Annotated in this window: 30 protein-coding genes; 1 reads left to right on the plus strand and 29 read right to left on the minus strand. The window is 50.3% G+C overall.

Annotated elements, in window-relative coordinates; all coding sequences use genetic code 11:
- Positions 1–6 precede the first annotated feature (6 nt).
- The 26 genes from rpsD to rpsJ all read right to left on the minus strand — a co-directional run bounded on the left by rpsD (position 7) and on the right by rpsJ (position 12,221).
- Complete coding sequence (rpsD, locus tag KIF87_RS22425) at positions 7–627, minus strand: 30S ribosomal protein S4 (RefSeq protein WP_004868345.1); 621 nt, start codon at positions 625–627, stop codon at positions 7–9.
- A gap of 33 nt (positions 628–660) precedes the next feature.
- Positions 661–1,050 (minus strand): 30S ribosomal protein S11, encoded by a 390-nt coding sequence (gene rpsK, locus KIF87_RS22430; protein ID WP_003863312.1) that lies wholly within the window; start codon positions 1,048–1,050, stop codon positions 661–663.
- 16 nt (positions 1,051–1,066) lie between these two features.
- Entirely contained in the window at positions 1,067–1,423 is a 357-nt protein-coding gene (gene rpsM / locus KIF87_RS22435) for a 30S ribosomal protein S13 (RefSeq protein WP_003863308.1), read from the minus strand.
- A gap of 146 nt (positions 1,424–1,569) precedes the next feature.
- The gene (rpmJ, locus tag KIF87_RS22440; protein WP_000868187.1) at positions 1,570–1,686 is read right to left on the minus strand and encodes a 50S ribosomal protein L36; all 117 of its coding nucleotides are present in this window, start codon (positions 1,684–1,686) and stop codon (positions 1,570–1,572) included.
- A 31-nt stretch (positions 1,687–1,717) separates the two neighbouring features.
- Positions 1,718–3,049, minus strand: coding sequence for a preprotein translocase subunit SecY (secY, locus tag KIF87_RS22445; protein WP_003863305.1), 1,332 nt, complete (start codon positions 3,047–3,049; stop codon positions 1,718–1,720).
- A 7-nt stretch (positions 3,050–3,056) separates the two neighbouring features.
- Entirely contained in the window at positions 3,057–3,491 is a 435-nt protein-coding gene (rplO, locus tag KIF87_RS22450) for a 50S ribosomal protein L15 (RefSeq protein WP_003863304.1), read from the minus strand.
- Between the two features lie 3 nt (positions 3,492–3,494).
- Positions 3,495–3,674 carry a 50S ribosomal protein L30 gene (gene rpmD / locus KIF87_RS22455; protein ID WP_003863301.1) on the minus strand — a complete coding sequence of 60 codons (180 nt, stop codon included), beginning with the start codon at positions 3,672–3,674 and terminating at the stop codon, positions 3,495–3,497.
- Between the two features lie 6 nt (positions 3,675–3,680).
- Entirely contained in the window at positions 3,681–4,181 is a 501-nt protein-coding gene (gene rpsE, locus KIF87_RS22460) for a 30S ribosomal protein S5 (protein WP_003863299.1), read from the minus strand.
- Between the two features lie 14 nt (positions 4,182–4,195).
- Positions 4,196–4,549: a 50S ribosomal protein L18 gene (gene rplR / locus KIF87_RS22465; RefSeq protein ID WP_003863297.1), complete on the minus strand. Its 354-nt coding sequence runs from the start codon at positions 4,547–4,549 to the stop codon at positions 4,196–4,198.
- Between the two features lie 9 nt (positions 4,550–4,558).
- Positions 4,559–5,092: a 50S ribosomal protein L6 gene (rplF, locus tag KIF87_RS22470; RefSeq protein WP_003863296.1), complete on the minus strand. Its 534-nt coding sequence runs from the start codon at positions 5,090–5,092 to the stop codon at positions 4,559–4,561.
- Positions 5,093–5,104: 12 nt separating this feature from the next.
- On the minus strand, positions 5,105–5,497 hold the full coding sequence (rpsH, locus tag KIF87_RS22475; RefSeq protein ID WP_006178918.1) for a 30S ribosomal protein S8: 393 nt from the start codon (positions 5,495–5,497) through the stop codon (positions 5,105–5,107).
- 30 nt (positions 5,498–5,527) lie between these two features.
- Positions 5,528–5,833: a 30S ribosomal protein S14 gene (gene rpsN / locus KIF87_RS22480; protein ID WP_003863291.1), complete on the minus strand. Its 306-nt coding sequence runs from the start codon at positions 5,831–5,833 to the stop codon at positions 5,528–5,530.
- 14 nt (positions 5,834–5,847) lie between these two features.
- Positions 5,848–6,387, minus strand: a complete 540-nt coding sequence (rplE, locus tag KIF87_RS22485; protein WP_001096206.1) for a 50S ribosomal protein L5 — start codon at positions 6,385–6,387, stop codon at positions 5,848–5,850.
- Between the two features lie 14 nt (positions 6,388–6,401).
- On the minus strand, positions 6,402–6,716 hold the full coding sequence (rplX, locus tag KIF87_RS22490) for a 50S ribosomal protein L24 (RefSeq protein ID WP_003863287.1): 315 nt from the start codon (positions 6,714–6,716) through the stop codon (positions 6,402–6,404).
- Positions 6,717–6,726: 10 nt separating this feature from the next.
- Positions 6,727–7,098, minus strand: coding sequence for a 50S ribosomal protein L14 (gene rplN / locus KIF87_RS22495; protein WP_002919748.1), 372 nt, complete (start codon positions 7,096–7,098; stop codon positions 6,727–6,729).
- Positions 7,099–7,264: 166 nt separating this feature from the next.
- Positions 7,265–7,519, minus strand: a complete 255-nt coding sequence (gene rpsQ, locus KIF87_RS22500; protein ID WP_008503489.1) for a 30S ribosomal protein S17 — start codon at positions 7,517–7,519, stop codon at positions 7,265–7,267.
- On the minus strand, positions 7,519–7,710 hold the full coding sequence (gene rpmC / locus KIF87_RS22505) for a 50S ribosomal protein L29 (RefSeq protein ID WP_003863282.1): 192 nt from the start codon (positions 7,708–7,710) through the stop codon (positions 7,519–7,521). The genes rpsQ and rpmC overlap by 1 nt, the downstream gene beginning before the upstream one ends.
- Positions 7,710–8,120 carry a 50S ribosomal protein L16 gene (gene rplP, locus KIF87_RS22510; protein WP_002919759.1) on the minus strand — a complete coding sequence of 137 codons (411 nt, stop codon included), beginning with the start codon at positions 8,118–8,120 and terminating at the stop codon, positions 7,710–7,712. Before rplP ends, rpmC begins: the two co-directional genes overlap by 1 nt.
- A 12-nt stretch (positions 8,121–8,132) precedes the next feature.
- A complete protein-coding gene (gene rpsC / locus KIF87_RS22515; RefSeq protein WP_000529945.1) occupies positions 8,133–8,834 on the minus strand; it encodes a 30S ribosomal protein S3 in 702 nt (233 codons plus the stop codon).
- 17 nt (positions 8,835–8,851) lie between these two features.
- Positions 8,852–9,184 (minus strand): 50S ribosomal protein L22, encoded by a 333-nt coding sequence (gene rplV / locus KIF87_RS22520; RefSeq protein ID WP_002919773.1) that lies wholly within the window; start codon positions 9,182–9,184, stop codon positions 8,852–8,854.
- Positions 9,185–9,198: 14 nt separating this feature from the next.
- Positions 9,199–9,477, minus strand: coding sequence for a 30S ribosomal protein S19 (rpsS, locus tag KIF87_RS22525; protein ID WP_001138117.1), 279 nt, complete (start codon positions 9,475–9,477; stop codon positions 9,199–9,201).
- A 16-nt stretch (positions 9,478–9,493) separates the two neighbouring features.
- A complete protein-coding gene (gene rplB / locus KIF87_RS22530; RefSeq protein ID WP_000301859.1) occupies positions 9,494–10,315 on the minus strand; it encodes a 50S ribosomal protein L2 in 822 nt (273 codons plus the stop codon).
- A 17-nt stretch (positions 10,316–10,332) separates the two neighbouring features.
- Positions 10,333–10,635: a 50S ribosomal protein L23 gene (rplW, locus tag KIF87_RS22535; RefSeq protein WP_000617546.1), complete on the minus strand. Its 303-nt coding sequence runs from the start codon at positions 10,633–10,635 to the stop codon at positions 10,333–10,335.
- Entirely contained in the window at positions 10,632–11,237 is a 606-nt protein-coding gene (gene rplD, locus KIF87_RS22540; protein WP_000424395.1) for a 50S ribosomal protein L4, read from the minus strand. The genes rplW and rplD overlap by 4 nt, the downstream gene beginning before the upstream one ends.
- 10 nt (positions 11,238–11,247) lie before the next feature.
- Complete coding sequence (rplC, locus tag KIF87_RS22545; RefSeq protein ID WP_006178923.1) at positions 11,248–11,877, minus strand: 50S ribosomal protein L3; 630 nt, start codon at positions 11,875–11,877, stop codon at positions 11,248–11,250.
- A 32-nt stretch (positions 11,878–11,909) separates the two neighbouring features.
- Positions 11,910–12,221 carry a 30S ribosomal protein S10 gene (rpsJ, locus tag KIF87_RS22550; protein ID WP_001181005.1) on the minus strand — a complete coding sequence of 104 codons (312 nt, stop codon included), beginning with the start codon at positions 12,219–12,221 and terminating at the stop codon, positions 11,910–11,912.
- A gap of 380 nt (positions 12,222–12,601) precedes the next feature.
- On the opposite strand from rpsJ, the gene KIF87_RS22555 reads away from it, so the two are divergent.
- Positions 12,602–13,075, plus strand: a complete 474-nt coding sequence (locus tag KIF87_RS22555; protein ID WP_213330778.1) for a prepilin peptidase — start codon at positions 12,602–12,604, stop codon at positions 13,073–13,075.
- On the opposite strand, the gene bfr is transcribed toward KIF87_RS22555, so the two are convergent.
- The 3 genes from bfr to KIF87_RS22570 all read right to left on the minus strand — a co-directional run.
- On the minus strand, positions 13,059–13,535 hold the full coding sequence (gene bfr, locus KIF87_RS22560) for a bacterioferritin (protein ID WP_008503492.1): 477 nt from the start codon (positions 13,533–13,535) through the stop codon (positions 13,059–13,061). The genes KIF87_RS22555 and bfr overlap by 17 nt on opposite strands.
- Positions 13,536–13,607: 72 nt before the next feature.
- Positions 13,608–13,802: a bacterioferritin-associated ferredoxin gene (bfd, locus tag KIF87_RS22565; RefSeq protein WP_008503493.1), complete on the minus strand. Its 195-nt coding sequence runs from the start codon at positions 13,800–13,802 to the stop codon at positions 13,608–13,610.
- A 179-nt stretch (positions 13,803–13,981) separates the two neighbouring features.
- Positions 13,982–14,122 (minus strand): EF-Tu C-terminal domain-related protein (locus KIF87_RS22570; RefSeq protein WP_000353058.1); only part of this gene is annotated, 141 nt, incomplete at its 5' end.

Consider the following 14,122-nt stretch of genomic DNA (forward strand, 5'->3'; position numbering starts at 1 on the left):
TAAGCTTTACTTGGAGTAAAGCTCGACGATCAGGTGTTCGTTAATGTCCGCAGACAGATCAGAACGTTCTGGCTGACGCTTGAACGTACCTTCCATCTTGCCAGCATCAACTTCCAGCCAGGTTGGCTTTTCACGCTGCTCAGCCAGCTCCAGAGCGGCCTTCACGCGAGATTGCTTTTTCGCTTTCTCACGAATGCTAACAACGTCATTCGCTTTAACCTGATAAGAAGCGATGTTAACAACACGACCGTTTACCATGATTGCTTTGTGGCTAACCAGCTGACGTGATTCAGCACGAGTAGCGCCGAAGCCCATACGGTATACAACGTTGTCCAGACGACCTTCCAGCAGAGCCAGCAGGTTTTCACCTGTGTTGCCTTTCAGACGTGCTGCTTCTTTATAGTAGTTACGGAACTGACGCTCCAGCACACCGTACATACGGCGAACTTTTTGCTTTTCACGCAACTGCACACCATAGTCAGACAGACGCGGTTTACGCGCACCGTGCTGGCCAGGAGCTTGTTCAATTTTACACTTGGTATCGATCGCGCGAACGCCAGACTTAAGGAATAAGTCGGTGCCCTCACGACGGCTCAGCTTGAGCTTAGGACCCAAATATCTTGCCATTTTCTATCTCCAACTAACCTAAAAAACGGAGCGTTATACGCGACGTTTTTTCGGCGGACGACAACCGTTATGAGGGATCGGAGTCACATCAGTAATATTCGTGATGCGGAAACCAGCGGCGTTCAGAGCGCGAACAGTAGATTCACGACCCGGACCCGGACCTTTAACCATAACTTCCAGATTCTTGATGCCGTATTCTTTTACGGCTTCTGCGCAACGCTCTGCTGCAACCTGAGCTGCGAACGGAGTGGATTTGCGAGAACCACGGAAACCGGAACCACCGGCTGTTGCCCAACCCAATGCGTTACCCTGACGATCAGTAATAGTAACGATGGTGTTGTTGAAAGAAGCATGGATATGAGCCACGCCGTCAGAGACTTGTTTTCTTACACGTTTACGTGCACGAACTGGTGCCTTTGCCATTATTCAATCACCCCGATTATTTCTTGATCGGTTTGCGCGGACCCTTACGGGTACGTGCGTTGGTCTTAGTACGCTGACCGCGCACTGGCAGACCACGACGATGACGCAAACCGCGATAGCAACCAAGATCCATCAGGCGCTTGATGCTCATGCTGATTTCACGGCGCAGATCACCTTCAACGACAAATTTGGCAACTTCGTCACGCAGCGTGTCGATTTGTTCTTCAGACAGCTCACTGATCTTAACATCTTCAGCGATACCCGCTGCAGCCAGAATGGCTTTAGAACGGGTCTTGCCGACGCCGTAGATCGAAGTTAATGCGATCACAGCATGTTTCTGATCAGGAATGTTAATGCCTGCTATACGGGCCACTATGCACTCCTACTATTTAATATGTACGCACCATGCTGAAAAGCCCGTTTTCAGGATACTCAAATGGAAACGTACAGACATACAAAAGATTGGCTGGCTAATCTAGCCAGCTCAACCCAACTTTGCAAGAAAAATATGCGAAATAATCAGCCTTGGCGCTGTTTATGCTTCGGCTCGGCACTGCAAATCACACGGATGACACCATCACGCTTAACGATTTTGCAGTTACGGCATAATTTCTTGACGGAAGCACGAACTTTCATTTTTACTCTCCGTAACTTCTCAGGCGACCATTTAGCGGCCGTAGCCTTTCAGGTTCGCCTTCTTCAATGCAGACTCATACTGACTGGACATCATCAGAGTTTGCACTTGAGCCATAAAGTCCATAATCACGACAACAACGATAAGCAGTGAGGTCCCACCGAAGTAGAACGGTACTTTCATTGCATCACGCATGAACTCCGGGATCAGGCAGATAAAAGTAATATAAAGCGCACCAACCAAAGTCAGGCGAGTCATTACTTTATCGATATACTTCGCCGTTTGCTCTCCCGGACGAATTCCTGGTACAAATGCACCGGACTTCTTCAGGTTATCTGCTGTTTCACGCGGGTTGAAGACCAACGCCGTGTAGAAGAAACAGAAGAAGATGATCGCAGACGCATAGAGTAACACATAAAGTGGTTGCCCAGGCTGCAAATACAGCGAAATTGTTGTCAGCCAGTTCCAACCAGTACCGCCCCCGAACCATGACGCGATGGTTGCCGGGAACAGAATAATACTGGAAGCAAAGATAGCCGGGATAACCCCCGCCATGTTCACTTTCAGCGGTAAATGTGTGCTCTGTGCAGCATAGACACGACGACCCTGCTGACGTTTAGCGTAGTTCACCACAATGCGGCGTTGACCACGTTCAACGAAGACAACAAAGAACGTCACTGCAAATACTAATACTGCAACCAACAGCAACAGGAGGAAGTGCAGGTCGCCTTGACGCGCTTGCTCGATAGTATGGGCGATGGCTGGCGGGAGGCCCGCAACAATACCGGCGAAGATAATGATTGAGATACCGTTACCGATACCACGCTCAGTAATCTGTTCGCCGAGCCACATCAGGAACATAGTCCCTGTGACCAGACTTACAACAGCGGTGAAGTAGAATGCAAAGCCCGGGTTTAACACCAGGCCCTGCATACCAGGCATATTCGGCAGACCGGTAGCAATACCGATCGACTGGAATATTGCCAGCACCAGAGTACCGTAACGGGTGTACTGACTAATCTTACGACGTCCAGACTCCCCTTCTTTCTTCAACTCTGCCAGGGCCGGATGAACGACCGTCAGCAGCTGGATAATAATAGATGCCGAAATGTACGGCATAATACCCAATGCGAAGATAGAAGCACGGCTGAGAGCACCACCAGAGAACATGTTGAACATTTCAATGATGGTGCCTCGCTGTTGCTCAAGCAGTTTGGCAAGTACAGCGGCATCGATACCAGGGATCGGAATAAAAGAGCCAATACGGAACACAATCAGCGCGCCGATAACAAACAGCAGTCTGCGTTTCAGCTCGCCAAATCCACCTTTGGCACTTTGAAAATCTAATCCCGGTTGCTTAGCCATCTGCTACTTATTCCTCAATTTTACCGCCAGCAGCTTCGATAGCAGCACGAGCACCTTTAGTAACACGCAGGCCACGAACAGTTACCGGAGTAGAAACTTCACCAGCCAGGATCACTTTCGCGAACTCGATCTGGATACCGATAATGTTTGCTGCTTTCAGCGTGTTCAGGTCTACAACGCCGCCTTCAACTTTCGCCAGGTCAGACAGACGGATTTCCGCTGTGATCGCTGCTTTGCGAGAGGTGAAGCCGAACTTCGGCAGACGACGGTACAGTGGCATCTGGCCACCCTCGAAACCGCGACGTACGCCACCGCCAGAACGAGAGTTCTGACCTTTGTGACCACGACCACCGGTTTTGCCGAGGCCAGAACCGATACCACGACCCAGGCGTTTACCCGCCTTTTTAGAGCCTTCGGCCGGAGACAGAGTATTTAAACGCATCTCTTACTCCTCAACTTTAACCATGAAGTAAACCGCGTTGACCATACCACGAACAGCAGGAGTATCCTCGCGCTCAACGGTATGACCAATACGACGCAGACCCAGGCCAAGCAGCGTTGCCTTGTGTTTCGGCAGACGACCGATTGCACTGCGGGTTTGAGTGATTTTAATAGTCTTTGCCATGGTCAATTACCCCAGAATTTCTTCAACGGATTTACCACGCTTGGCAGCGACCATTTCTGGAGAATTCATATTTTCCAGGCCATCAATAGTTGCACGAACCACGTTGATCGGGTTGGTGGAACCATATGCTTTGGCCAGAACGTTATGAACCCCAGCAACTTCCAGAACGGCGCGCATTGCACCACCGGCGATGATACCGGTACCTTCTGAAGCTGGCTGCATGAATACACGAGAACCCGTGTGAACACCTTTAACTGGGTGCTGCAGGGTGCCGTTGTTCAGCGCGACGTTAATCATATTGCGACGGGCTTTTTCCATCGCTTTCTGGATCGCTGCTGGAACTTCACGCGCTTTACCGTAACCAAAACCAACGCGACCGTTACCATCGCCTACTACAGTCAGAGCTGTGAAGGAGAAAATACGACCACCTTTAACGGTTTTAGATACGCGGTTTACCGCGATCAGCTTTTCCTGCAGTTCGCCAGCCTGTTTTTCGATGTGAGCCATCTTACACCTCTACCTTAGAACTGAAGGCCAGCTTCACGGGCAGCATCTGCCAGTGCCTGGACACGACCATGATATTGGAACCCGGAACGGTCAAAGGAAACATTGCTGATGCCTTTTTCCAGAGCGCGTTCTGCAACAGCTTTACCTACAGCTGCAGCGGCGTCTTTGTTACCGGTGTACTTCAATTGTTCTGAGATAGCTTTTTCTACAGTAGAAGCAGCTACCAGAACTTCAGAACCGTTCGGTGCAATTACCTGTGCGTAAATATGACGCGGGGTACGATGTACCACCAGGCGAGTTGCACCCAGCTCTTTGAGCTTGCGGCGTGCGCGGGTCGCACGACGGATACGAGCAGATTTCTTATCCATAGTGTTACCTTACTTCTTCTTAGCCTCTTTGGTACGCACGACTTCGTCGGCGTAACGAACACCCTTGCCTTTATAAGGCTCAGGACGACGGTAGGCGCGCAGATCTGCTGCAACCTGACCGATCAGCTGTTTATCAGCGCCTTTCAGCACGATTTCAGTTTGAGTCGGACATTCTGCAGTGATACCGGCCGGCAGCGGATGCTCAACAGGGTGTGAGAAGCCCAGAGACAGGCCTACTGCATTCCCTTTGATAGCTGCACGATAACCTACACCAACCAGCTGAAGCTTTTTAGTGAAGCCTTCGGTAACACCAACAACCATTGAGTTCAGCAGGGCACGCGCGGTACCAGCCTGAGCCCATCCATCCACGAAACCATCACGTGGACCGAAGGTCAGAGCGTTATCTGCATGTTTAACTTCAACAGCTTTGTTGAGGGTACGAGTCAGCTCGCCGTTTTTACCTTTGATCGTAATAACCTGACCGTCGATTTTTACATCAACGCCGGCAGGAATAACGACCGGTGCTTTAGCAACACGAGACATTCTTTCCTCCGATTAGGCTACGTAGCAGATAATTTCGCCACCAAGACCAGCCTGGCGCGCTGCACGATCAGTCATAACACCTTTAGAGGTAGAAACAACTGCGATACCAAGACCAGCCATAACTTTCGGCAGCTCATCTTTTTTCTTATAGATGCGCAGACCTGGGCGGCTGACACGCTGAATGCTTTCTACAACAGCTTTACCCTGGAAATACTTGAGAGTAAGTTCCAGTTCCGGCTTGGTGTCGCCTTCAACTTTAAAATCTTCGATAAAACCTTCTTCCTTCAGCACGTTGGCAATTGCCACTTTCAGCTTGGCGGAAGGCATGGTGACCGCAACTTTGTTCGCGGCCTGACCGTTACGGATACGGGTCAGCATATCCGCGATCGGATCTTGCATGCTCATCTGTCTTTACTCCCGTGATTCAATTGGTAATTACCAGCTAGCCTTTTTCAAGCCTGGCACTTCACCGCGCATAGCGGCTTCACGCAGTTTGATACGGCTCAACCCAAACTTGCCCACATAACCATGTGGACGACCTGTTTGACGACAGCGGTTACGCTGACGAGACGGGCTGGAATCACGCGGCAGAGACTGCAGCTTGAGAACCGCATTCCAACGATCTTCGTCGGAAGCGTTCACATCAGAAATGATCGCTTTCAGTTCAGCGCGTTTAGCGAAGAATTTATCAGCTAAAGCTACGCGCTTTACTTCGCGTGCTTTCATTGATTGCTTAGCCATTCAGTAACCCTACCTTACTTGCGGAACGGGAAGTCAAAGGCAGCCAGCAGAGCACGGCCTTCTTCGTCAGATTTCGCAGTAGTGGTAATGGTAATATCCAAACCACGCACGCGGTCGACTTTATCGTAGTCGATTTCTGGGAAGATGATCTGCTCACGGACACCCATGCTGTAGTTACCACGACCGTCGAAAGACTTAGCGGACAAGCCACGGAAGTCACGGATACGTGGAACAGCAATAGTGATCAGGCGCTCAAAGAACTCCCACATGCGTTCGCCACGCAGAGTTACTTTACAGCCGATCGGATAGCCCTGACGGATTTTGAAGCCTGCAACAGATTTGCGTGCTTTGGTGATCAGCGGTTTTTGACCGGAGATTGCTGTCAGGTCAGCTGCTGCGTTATCCAGCAGTTTCTTGTCAGCGATCGCTTCACCAACACCCATGTTCAGGGTGATCTTCTCGACCCGAGGGACTTGCATGACAGAATTGTAGTTAAACTCAGTCATGAGTTTGTTAACTACTTCGTCTTTGTAGTAATCATGCAGTTTCGCCATCGTACTACTCCAAATTACTTGATAGTTTCGCTGTTAGACTTGAAGAAACGGACTTTTTTGCCGTCTTCGAATCTAAAGCCTACACGGTCAGCCTTGCCGGTAGCCGCATTGAAGATTGCAACGTTAGAAACCTGAATAGCAGCTTCTTTTTCAACGATGCCACCTGGTTGGTTCAGGGCCGGAACCGGCTTCTGATGTTTCTTAACCAGGTTGATACCTTCAACGACAAGTTTGCCGGAAGACAGAACATTTTTTACTTTACCGCGTTTACCTTTATCTTTACCGGTTAACACGATAACTTCGTCATCACGACGGATTTTCGCTGCCATGATTCGCTCCTTAGAGTACTTCTGGTGCCAGAGAGATAATTTTCATGAACTTCTCAGTACGAAGTTCACGAGTTACCGGCCCAAAGATACGCGTGCCGATAGGCTGCTCGCTGTTATTGTTTAAAATAACGCATGCATTACCATCGAAGCGAATGACAGAACCGTCAGGGCGACGAACACCCTTCTTGGTGCGCACCACTACCGCCTTCAGCACATCACCTTTTTTGACCTTACCACGTGGAATTGCTTCTTTGATGGTGATCTTGATGATGTCGCCTACGCCTGCGTAGCGACGGTGCGAGCCACCCAGAACCTTGATACACATTACGCGACGTGCACCGGAGTTGTCGGCGACGTTCAGCATAGTCTGTTCTTGGATCATTTTAGTGCTCCGCTAATGTCAACTACTACCTGAGACTCTAAAATCAGAGCCGTTAAAAAGCCCCATATCGAGGGCGCGGCATTATAACACCGCTTCTGCAATATGGGTAGAAAAAATAAACGGCTCATCGCTGAGCCGTTTATTCGTATTGAGAAGGCGTACTGTATTACAGAACCGCTTTCTCTACAACGCGAACCAGCGTCCAGGACTTAGTCTTGGACAGTGGACGGCATTCACGGATTTCAACCTTGTCGCCGATACCACATTCGTTGTTCTCGTCATGTACGTGCAGTTTGGTCGTACGCTTGATGAATTTACCGTAGATCGGGTGTTTCACAATACGTTCGATAGCTACAACAATGGATTTCTCCATTTTGTCGCTAACAACACGACCTTGCAGAGTACGGATTTTATCGGTCATTACGCACCCGCCTTCTGAGTCAGTAAAGTCTTAACGCGTGCAACATTGCGACGCACTTGCTTCAGCAGGTGAGTCTGTTGCAGCTGGCCACTTGCAGCCTGCATACGCAGGTTGAACTGCTCACGCAGCAGGTTCAGCAGCTCAGCGTTCAGCTCTTCAACGCTTTTTTCACGCAGCTCTTTTGCTTTCATTACATCACCGTCTTAGTTACAAAGGTGGTTTTGATAGGCAGTTTCGCTGCTGCCAGGCCGAAGGCTTCACGGGCCAGCTCTTCCGGAACACCGTCCATTTCATAAAGGACTTTGCCCGGTTGGATCAAGGCAACCCAGTACTCCACGTTACCTTTACCTTTACCCATACGAACTTCCAGCGGCTTCTCGGTGATCGGTTTGTCCGGGAATACACGGATCCAGATCTTACCTTGACGCTTAACTGCACGGGTCATTGCACGACGTGCTGCTTCGATCTGACGTGCAGTCAGACGACCACGGCCAACAGCTTTCAGACCGAAAGTGCCGAAGCTAACATCCGTACCCTGCGCCAGACCACGGTTGCGGCCTTTGTGCACTTTACGGAATTTTGTACGCTTTGGTTGTAACATCAGCGACGCTCCTTATTTACGGCCTTTACGCTGCTGCTTTTTAGGTTGAGCAGCCGGTTTTTCCGGTTGTTCAACAGCAGCCATACCACCCAGGATCTCACCTTTGAAGATCCATACCTTAACGCCGATTACACCGTAAGTGGTGTGCGCTTCAGAGGTGTTGTAGTCGATGTCAGCACGCAGAGTGTGCAGCGGTACGCGACCTTCACGGTACCATTCGGTACGTGCGATTTCCGCGCCGCCCAGACGGCCGCTAACTTCAACTTTAATACCTTTAGCGCCCAGACGCATTGCGTTCTGTACAGCACGCTTCATAGCACGACGGAACATAACACGACGTTCCAGCTGTGAAGTGATGCTGTCAGCAACCAATTTAGCGTCCAGTTCAGGCTTACGAACTTCAGCGATATTGATCTGTGCAGGAACGCCAGCGATATCCGCTACGACCTTGCGCAGTTTTTCTACGTCTTCGCCTTTCTTACCGATAACGATGCCAGGGCGAGCAGTGTGAATAGTCACACGGATGCTCTTCGCTGGACGCTCGATAACGATACGAGATACAGACGCTTTAGCCAGTTCCTTAGTCAGGTACTGACGTACTTTAAAATCGCTGTCCAGGTTGTCAGCGAATTCTTTGGTGTTCGCAAACCAGGTAGAGTTCCATGGTTTTACAATACCCAGGCGAATACCATTAGGATGTACTTTCTGACCCATTGCTAGTCTCCAGAGTCTCAGCGATCGGACACAACCACAGTAATGTGGCTGGTGCGCTTCAGGATGCGATCTGCACGACCTTTCGCACGCGGCATAATGCGCTTCATGCTTGGGCCTTCATCTACGAAAATTTTCGCGACTTTCAGATCGTCGATGTCAGCGCCATCGTTGTGTTCAGCGTTAGCAATGGCAGATTCCAGTACTTTCTTGACCAATACCGCAGCTTTCTTGTTGGTATAGGTCAGGATGTCCAGGGCCTGCGACACTTTCTTACCGCGAATCAGGTCAGCAACAAGGCGAACCTTCTGAGCAGAAGAACGAGCATGGCGATGTTGAGCTAAAGTTTCCATCTCTTCCTCCTACCTTATTTCTTCTTCGCTTTTTTATCAGCAGCGTGGCCGCGATAAGTACGAGTCGGTGCGAATTCACCCAGTTTGTGACCAACCATTTCGTCGGTAACAAAGACTGGAACGTGCTGACGACCATTATGGACAGCGATGGTCAAACCGATCATGTTAGGAAAGATCGTTGAACGACGGGACCAAGTGCGCAGGGGCTTCTTGTCTCCGCTTTCCACCGCTTTCTCTACCTTCTTCAGCAAGTGCAGGTCAATAAAAGGACCTTTCTTGAGAGAACGTGGCATGGCTTATCCTCTAAAATTATTTGCTACGGCGACGTACGATAAATTTATCAGTACGCTTGTTGCTGCGGGTCTTCTTACCTTTGGTCTGAACGCCCCACGGAGTTACCGGGTGCTTACCAAAGTTACGACCTTCACCACCACCATGTGGGTGGTCGACTGGGTTCATCGCAGTACCACGAACGGTAGGACGAACACCACGCCAGCGTGCAGCACCTGCTTTACCCAGAACGCGCAGCATATGCTCAGCATTGCCAACTTCGCCCAGGGTAGCGCGGCAGTCTGCTTCGACTTTACGCATTTCACCAGAACGCAGACGCAGGGTGACATAAGCACCATCACGAGCAACGATCTGAACGTAAGTACCAGCGGAACGTGCCAGCTGACCGCCTTTACCTGGTTTCATTTCTACGTTATGAACGGTAGAACCAACCGGGATATTGCGCATCGGCAGGGTGTTGCCTGCTTTGATTGCAGCATCAACGCCAGACTGAATCTGGTCGCCAGCTTTCAGGCCTTTAGGGGCCAGGATGTAACGGCGTTCGCCGTCTTTGTACAGAACCAGCGCGATGTTCGCGGAACGGTTCGGATCGTACTCAAGACGTTCAACAACTGCTGGGATACCGTCTTTGTTGCGTTTGAAGTCAACAATACGATAAGCCTGCTTGTGGCCACCACCGATGTGACGAGTGGTGATACGGCCATTGTTGTTACGACCACCGGATTTGCTGTTTTTTTCCAGCAACGGAGCAAAAGGTTTGCCCTTGTGCAGCTCAGGGTTAACCACTTTAACTACGTGGCGACGACCCGGAGATGTCGGTTTACATTTAACAACTGCCATTGTATTACTCCTCCGACTTACTCAGCGCCGCCAACGAAGTCCAGATTCTGGCCTTCTTTCAGGGTGACGTAAGCTTTTTTCCAGTCGCTACGACGACCGATACGCTGTCCGTGACGTTTAACTTTCCCTTTAACGACCAGGGTGTTAACGACTTCGACTTCGACTTCAAACAGTTTCTGCACAGCAGCTTTGATCTCTGCTTTGGTCGCGTCTTTAGCAACTTTGAGAACGATGGTGTTTGTTTTTTCCATCGCAGTAGACGCTTTTTCAGAAACGTGCGGTGCGCGAAGCACCTTCAGCAGACGTTCTTCACGAATCATGCCAGCATCTCCTCAACTTGCTTAACAGCATCAGCAGTCATTACGACTTTGTCGAAGGCGATCAGGCTAACCGGGTCGATACCAGTCGCATCGCGTACGTCAACCTTGTGCAGGTTACGTGCGGCCAGGAACAGGTTCTCGTCCAGCTCACCGGTGATGATCAGCACATCTTCCAGAGCCATGTCTTTCAGTTTCTGTGCCAGCAGCTTAGTTTTAGGCGCTTCAACAGAGAACTTCTCGACAACGATCAGACGATCCTGACGTACCAGTTCGGACAGGATGCTTTTCAGCGCGCCGCGGTACATCTTTTTGTTAACTTTTTGACTGTGGTCCTGTGGACGCGCAGCGAAGGTCACGCCACCTGAACGCCAGATCGGGCTCTTGATAGAACCTGAACGCGCACGGCCGGTACCTTTCTGGCGCCATGGCTTTTTGCCAGAACCAGTTACTTCAGCACGAGTCTTCTGAGCACGAGTACCCTGACGAGCACCAGCTGCATAAGCAACTACAACCTGGTGAACCAGCGCTTCGTTGAAATCACGACCGAAGGTAGTTTCGGAAACAGTCAGCGCGCTCTGCGCGTCTTTCAATACTAATTCCATTGCTATCCCCTTACGCCTTCACAGCTGGTTTAACGATCAGGTCGCTACCGGTTGCACCCGGAACTGCACCTTTAACCAGCAGCAGGTTGCGCTCAGCGTCAACACGTACTACGTCCAGGCTCTGAACGGTTACACGTTCGTTACCCAGCTGACCTGCCATTTTCTTGCCTTTGAACACTTTGCCCGGAGTCTGGTTCTGACCGATAGAACCCGGAACGCGGTGAGACAAGGAGTTACCGTGGGTAGCGTCCTGGGTACGGAAGTTCCAGCGCTTAACGGTACCAGCAAAACCTTTACCTTTAGAGGTACCGGTTACGTCAACTTTTTTAACGTCAGCAAACAGCTCAACGCTAATGTCCTGACCTACGGTGAACTCTTCGCCTTCAGCAAGACGGAATTCCCACAGACCACGGCCAGCTTCTACGCCAGCTTTAGCGAAGTGACCCGCTTCTGGTTTGGTTACACGGTTAGCTTTTTTAGCACCAGTGGTCACCTGAACAGCGCGGTAGCCATCGTTAGCCAGATCTTTAACCTGGGTAACGCGGTTTGCTTCAACTTCGATTACGGTTACTGGGATTGAAACGCCATCTTCAGTGAAGATGCGGGTCATGCCCACTTTTTTACCGACTAAACCAATCATTGTATCAACCTCTCAATCGCTCGATGACCTGATTAACCCAGGCTGATCTGCACGTCTACACCGGCAGCCAGATCCAGACGCATCAGAGCATCAACGGTTTTCTCAGTTGGCTCAACGATGTCAACCAGACGCTTGTGAGTGCGGATTTCGTACTGATCGCGCGCGTCTTTGTTGACGTGCGGGGAGATCAGAACGGTGAAGCGCTCTTTGCGGGTCGGCAGCGGGATCGGACCACGGACTTGCGCACCAGTGCGCTTAGCAGTCTCGACGATTTCCGCGGTTGATTGATCGATCAGACGATGATCAAACGCTTTAAGGCGGATACGGATTCTTTGGTTCTGCATGAGACCAGAGCTCCAATTATTTTATAAACGAAAATGATTACTCCTCAAACCCATTACGATTGATGGGAGAGTGTAACCGTTCTTACGTAGCTCCCCAATTGGGAGCATTGTTGAGTAACAAAGTGAGCTACTCTGGTTCAGATTGAACCCGCCGTCAATTACGACAAGCCCGCGCATTATACGTAAATCTGGGCAAGACGCAAGTGCCGTTTAGAAATTAAGCGCCTGAGGCGCAGTATGCGTAAGGGCGCGTAACTTTTTACGCAATCTATCCCTTCTCAATGCTTTGTCTCGAGCCCCTCCGCAATTGTCGTTTTTGTCGATTGCCGGCCAGGCCGCTTATGACGAGTATGCGCTCAAACCCTTTTGAGGCCATCTCCATGCTAACCACCCTCCCCTTTTTGCTGGTCTATTTTTCGCTGACGGCCTTTCTTGTCCGTGCTGATATTCGCTACGGACTGCTTCCCGATAAATTTCTCTGCCCGCTGCTATGGTCGGGCCTGCTCTTTCAGCTCTGTATCCATCCTGATTTTCTGCCGAGTGCGGTGGCGGGTGCGATGGCTGGATATATCGGCTTTGCCGTTATCTACTGGGGATATCGGTTTATCTGCCGGCGTGAAGGGATGGGATATGGCGATGTAAAATACCTGGCGGCGCTTGGCGCGTGGCATGGCTGGTGCGTGTTGCCTGCACTGGCATTACTCGCTGCGCTTATGGCGCTACTCAGCATTCTTGTGTTTTCGTTATTCACCCCTGATAAAGGGGCATTAAAAAACCCACTGCCTTTTGGGCCATTTCTGGCAGCAGCGGGTTTATGCGTAGGTTGGAAGACGGTGGTTACTCTTCCACTTTAATCTGCGACTGAAGGTAGTTCTGCAGGCCGATTTTAGCAATCAAGTCCAGCTCCGTTTCCAGCCAGTCAATGTGGCCTTCTTCATCGGCCAGGATCTGGATCATCATATCGCGACTGACGTAGTCATGTACGCTGTCTGCGTAGGCAATGGCTTCACGGAGATCTTTGGCGCCTTCAAGCTCCAGCCTGAGGTCGGAACGCAGCATCTCTTCGACATCTTCTCCGATGCCCAGCTTTCCGAGGTCCTGCAGGTTTGGAATGCCTTCAAGGAATAAAATACGCTCGATATATTTATCGGCGTGCTTCATTTCATCGATCGATTCATGGTACTCAACGTCGTTCAGACGTTTAAGCCCCCAGTTTTTGAACATTCTCGCGTGAAGAAAGTACTGGTTAATTGCGACAAGCTCATTTCCCAATAATTTATTGAGATAACTTATGATTTTAACATCACCTTTCATTATATAGTCCCTCCGCTTCCACTCATTGAAGCGTAGATCGGGCTACAGGGATGTCAAAAAAAAGATGGGCGCTTAGGCGATCTCTTTGTATTCCGGGATCTGCATCAATTCGTCCTGCATGATCTCTCGCGCAGCACGTACGCATTTACCGCATTGATTTCCCACCGGAACAAATTTGCGTAGCTGCTGAAATGACTGAGGCTGAAACTGGCGAACGGCCTGACGTATTTTCTTGTCGCTTACACCATTACATAAACAAACGTACATAGAGACTCCCGTTCAAATTATGCGCAAAGTGTAAGTGAGAATGGTTATGATTACAATAGCACAAGCGCCACAATACGGGGCGGGAGCAGGCAAAAAATGCGAAATTTTGTGACAGTGCCTGAACGGCAGAAAACAAAAAAGGACGCCGAAGCGTCCTTTTTTTATTCAGGGATAATTAATTAGCCCAGAACTTTAGCAACAACGCCCGCGCCAACGGTACGGCCGCCTTCACGGATTGCGAAACGCAGACCGTCGTCCATCGCGATTGGGTGGATCAGAGTCACAACCATCTTGATGTTGTCGCCTGGCATTACCATCTC

The organism is Enterobacter sp. 120016, from assembly GCF_018383635.1.
GTDB lineage: Bacteria > Pseudomonadota > Gammaproteobacteria > Enterobacterales > Enterobacteriaceae > Enterobacter > Enterobacter asburiae_D.

What these genes read in the sequence shown, in the direction of transcription:
- rplX (WP_003863287.1), bottom strand. Translation starts at nt 6,716, where the DNA reads ATGGCAGCGAAAATCCGTCGTGATGACGAAGTTATCGTGTTAACCGGT.
- rplR (WP_003863297.1), bottom strand. Translation starts at nt 4,549, where the DNA reads ATGGATAAGAAATCTGCTCGTATCCGTCGTGCGACCCGCGCACGCCGC.
- rplN (WP_002919748.1), bottom strand. Translation starts at nt 7,098, where the DNA reads ATGATCCAAGAACAGACTATGCTGAACGTCGCCGACAACTCCGGTGCA.
- rpmC (WP_003863282.1), bottom strand. Translation starts at nt 7,710, where the DNA reads ATGAAAGCAAAAGAGCTGCGTGAAAAAAGCGTTGAAGAGCTGAACGCT.
- rpsJ (WP_001181005.1), bottom strand. Translation starts at nt 12,221, where the DNA reads ATGCAGAACCAAAGAATCCGTATCCGCCTTAAAGCGTTTGATCATCGT.
- rplD (WP_000424395.1), bottom strand. Translation starts at nt 11,237, where the DNA reads ATGGAATTAGTATTGAAAGACGCGCAGAGCGCGCTGACTGTTTCCGAA.
- bfr (WP_008503492.1), bottom strand. Translation starts at nt 13,535, where the DNA reads ATGAAAGGTGATGTTAAAATCATAAGTTATCTCAATAAATTATTGGGA.
- rpsN (WP_003863291.1), bottom strand. Translation starts at nt 5,833, where the DNA reads ATGGCTAAGCAATCAATGAAAGCACGCGAAGTAAAGCGCGTAGCTTTA.
- rplB (WP_000301859.1), bottom strand. Translation starts at nt 10,315, where the DNA reads ATGGCAGTTGTTAAATGTAAACCGACATCTCCGGGTCGTCGCCACGTA.
- KIF87_RS22555 (WP_213330778.1), top strand. Translation starts at nt 12,602, where the DNA reads ATGCTAACCACCCTCCCCTTTTTGCTGGTCTATTTTTCGCTGACGGCC.
- rplW (WP_000617546.1), bottom strand. Translation starts at nt 10,635, where the DNA reads ATGATTCGTGAAGAACGTCTGCTGAAGGTGCTTCGCGCACCGCACGTT.
- bfd (WP_008503493.1), bottom strand. Translation starts at nt 13,802, where the DNA reads ATGTACGTTTGTTTATGTAATGGTGTAAGCGACAAGAAAATACGTCAG.
- rplF (WP_003863296.1), bottom strand. Translation starts at nt 5,092, where the DNA reads ATGTCTCGTGTTGCTAAAGCACCGGTCGTTATTCCTGCCGGCGTTGAT.
- rpmJ (WP_000868187.1), bottom strand. Translation starts at nt 1,686, where the DNA reads ATGAAAGTTCGTGCTTCCGTCAAGAAATTATGCCGTAACTGCAAAATC.
- rpsK (WP_003863312.1), bottom strand. Translation starts at nt 1,050, where the DNA reads ATGGCAAAGGCACCAGTTCGTGCACGTAAACGTGTAAGAAAACAAGTC.
- rpmD (WP_003863301.1), bottom strand. Translation starts at nt 3,674, where the DNA reads ATGGCAAAGACTATTAAAATCACTCAAACCCGCAGTGCAATCGGTCGT.
- rplP (WP_002919759.1), bottom strand. Translation starts at nt 8,120, where the DNA reads ATGTTACAACCAAAGCGTACAAAATTCCGTAAAGTGCACAAAGGCCGC.
- secY (WP_003863305.1), bottom strand. Translation starts at nt 3,049, where the DNA reads ATGGCTAAGCAACCGGGATTAGATTTTCAAAGTGCCAAAGGTGGATTT.
- rpsH (WP_006178918.1), bottom strand. Translation starts at nt 5,497, where the DNA reads ATGAGCATGCAAGATCCGATCGCGGATATGCTGACCCGTATCCGTAAC.
- rplE (WP_001096206.1), bottom strand. Translation starts at nt 6,387, where the DNA reads ATGGCGAAACTGCATGATTACTACAAAGACGAAGTAGTTAACAAACTC.
- rplC (WP_006178923.1), bottom strand. Translation starts at nt 11,877, where the DNA reads ATGATTGGTTTAGTCGGTAAAAAAGTGGGCATGACCCGCATCTTCACT.
- rplV (WP_002919773.1), bottom strand. Translation starts at nt 9,184, where the DNA reads ATGGAAACTTTAGCTCAACATCGCCATGCTCGTTCTTCTGCTCAGAAG.
- rplO (WP_003863304.1), bottom strand. Translation starts at nt 3,491, where the DNA reads ATGCGTTTAAATACTCTGTCTCCGGCCGAAGGCTCTAAAAAGGCGGGT.
- rpsD (WP_004868345.1), bottom strand. Translation starts at nt 627, where the DNA reads ATGGCAAGATATTTGGGTCCTAAGCTCAAGCTGAGCCGTCGTGAGGGC.
- rpsE (WP_003863299.1), bottom strand. Translation starts at nt 4,181, where the DNA reads ATGGCTCACATCGAAAAACAGGCTGGCGAACTGCAGGAAAAGCTGATC.
- rpsQ (WP_008503489.1), bottom strand. Translation starts at nt 7,519, where the DNA reads ATGACCGATAAAATCCGTACTCTGCAAGGTCGTGTTGTTAGCGACAAA.
- rpsS (WP_001138117.1), bottom strand. Translation starts at nt 9,477, where the DNA reads ATGCCACGTTCTCTCAAGAAAGGTCCTTTTATTGACCTGCACTTGCTG.
- rpsC (WP_000529945.1), bottom strand. Translation starts at nt 8,834, where the DNA reads ATGGGTCAGAAAGTACATCCTAATGGTATTCGCCTGGGTATTGTAAAA.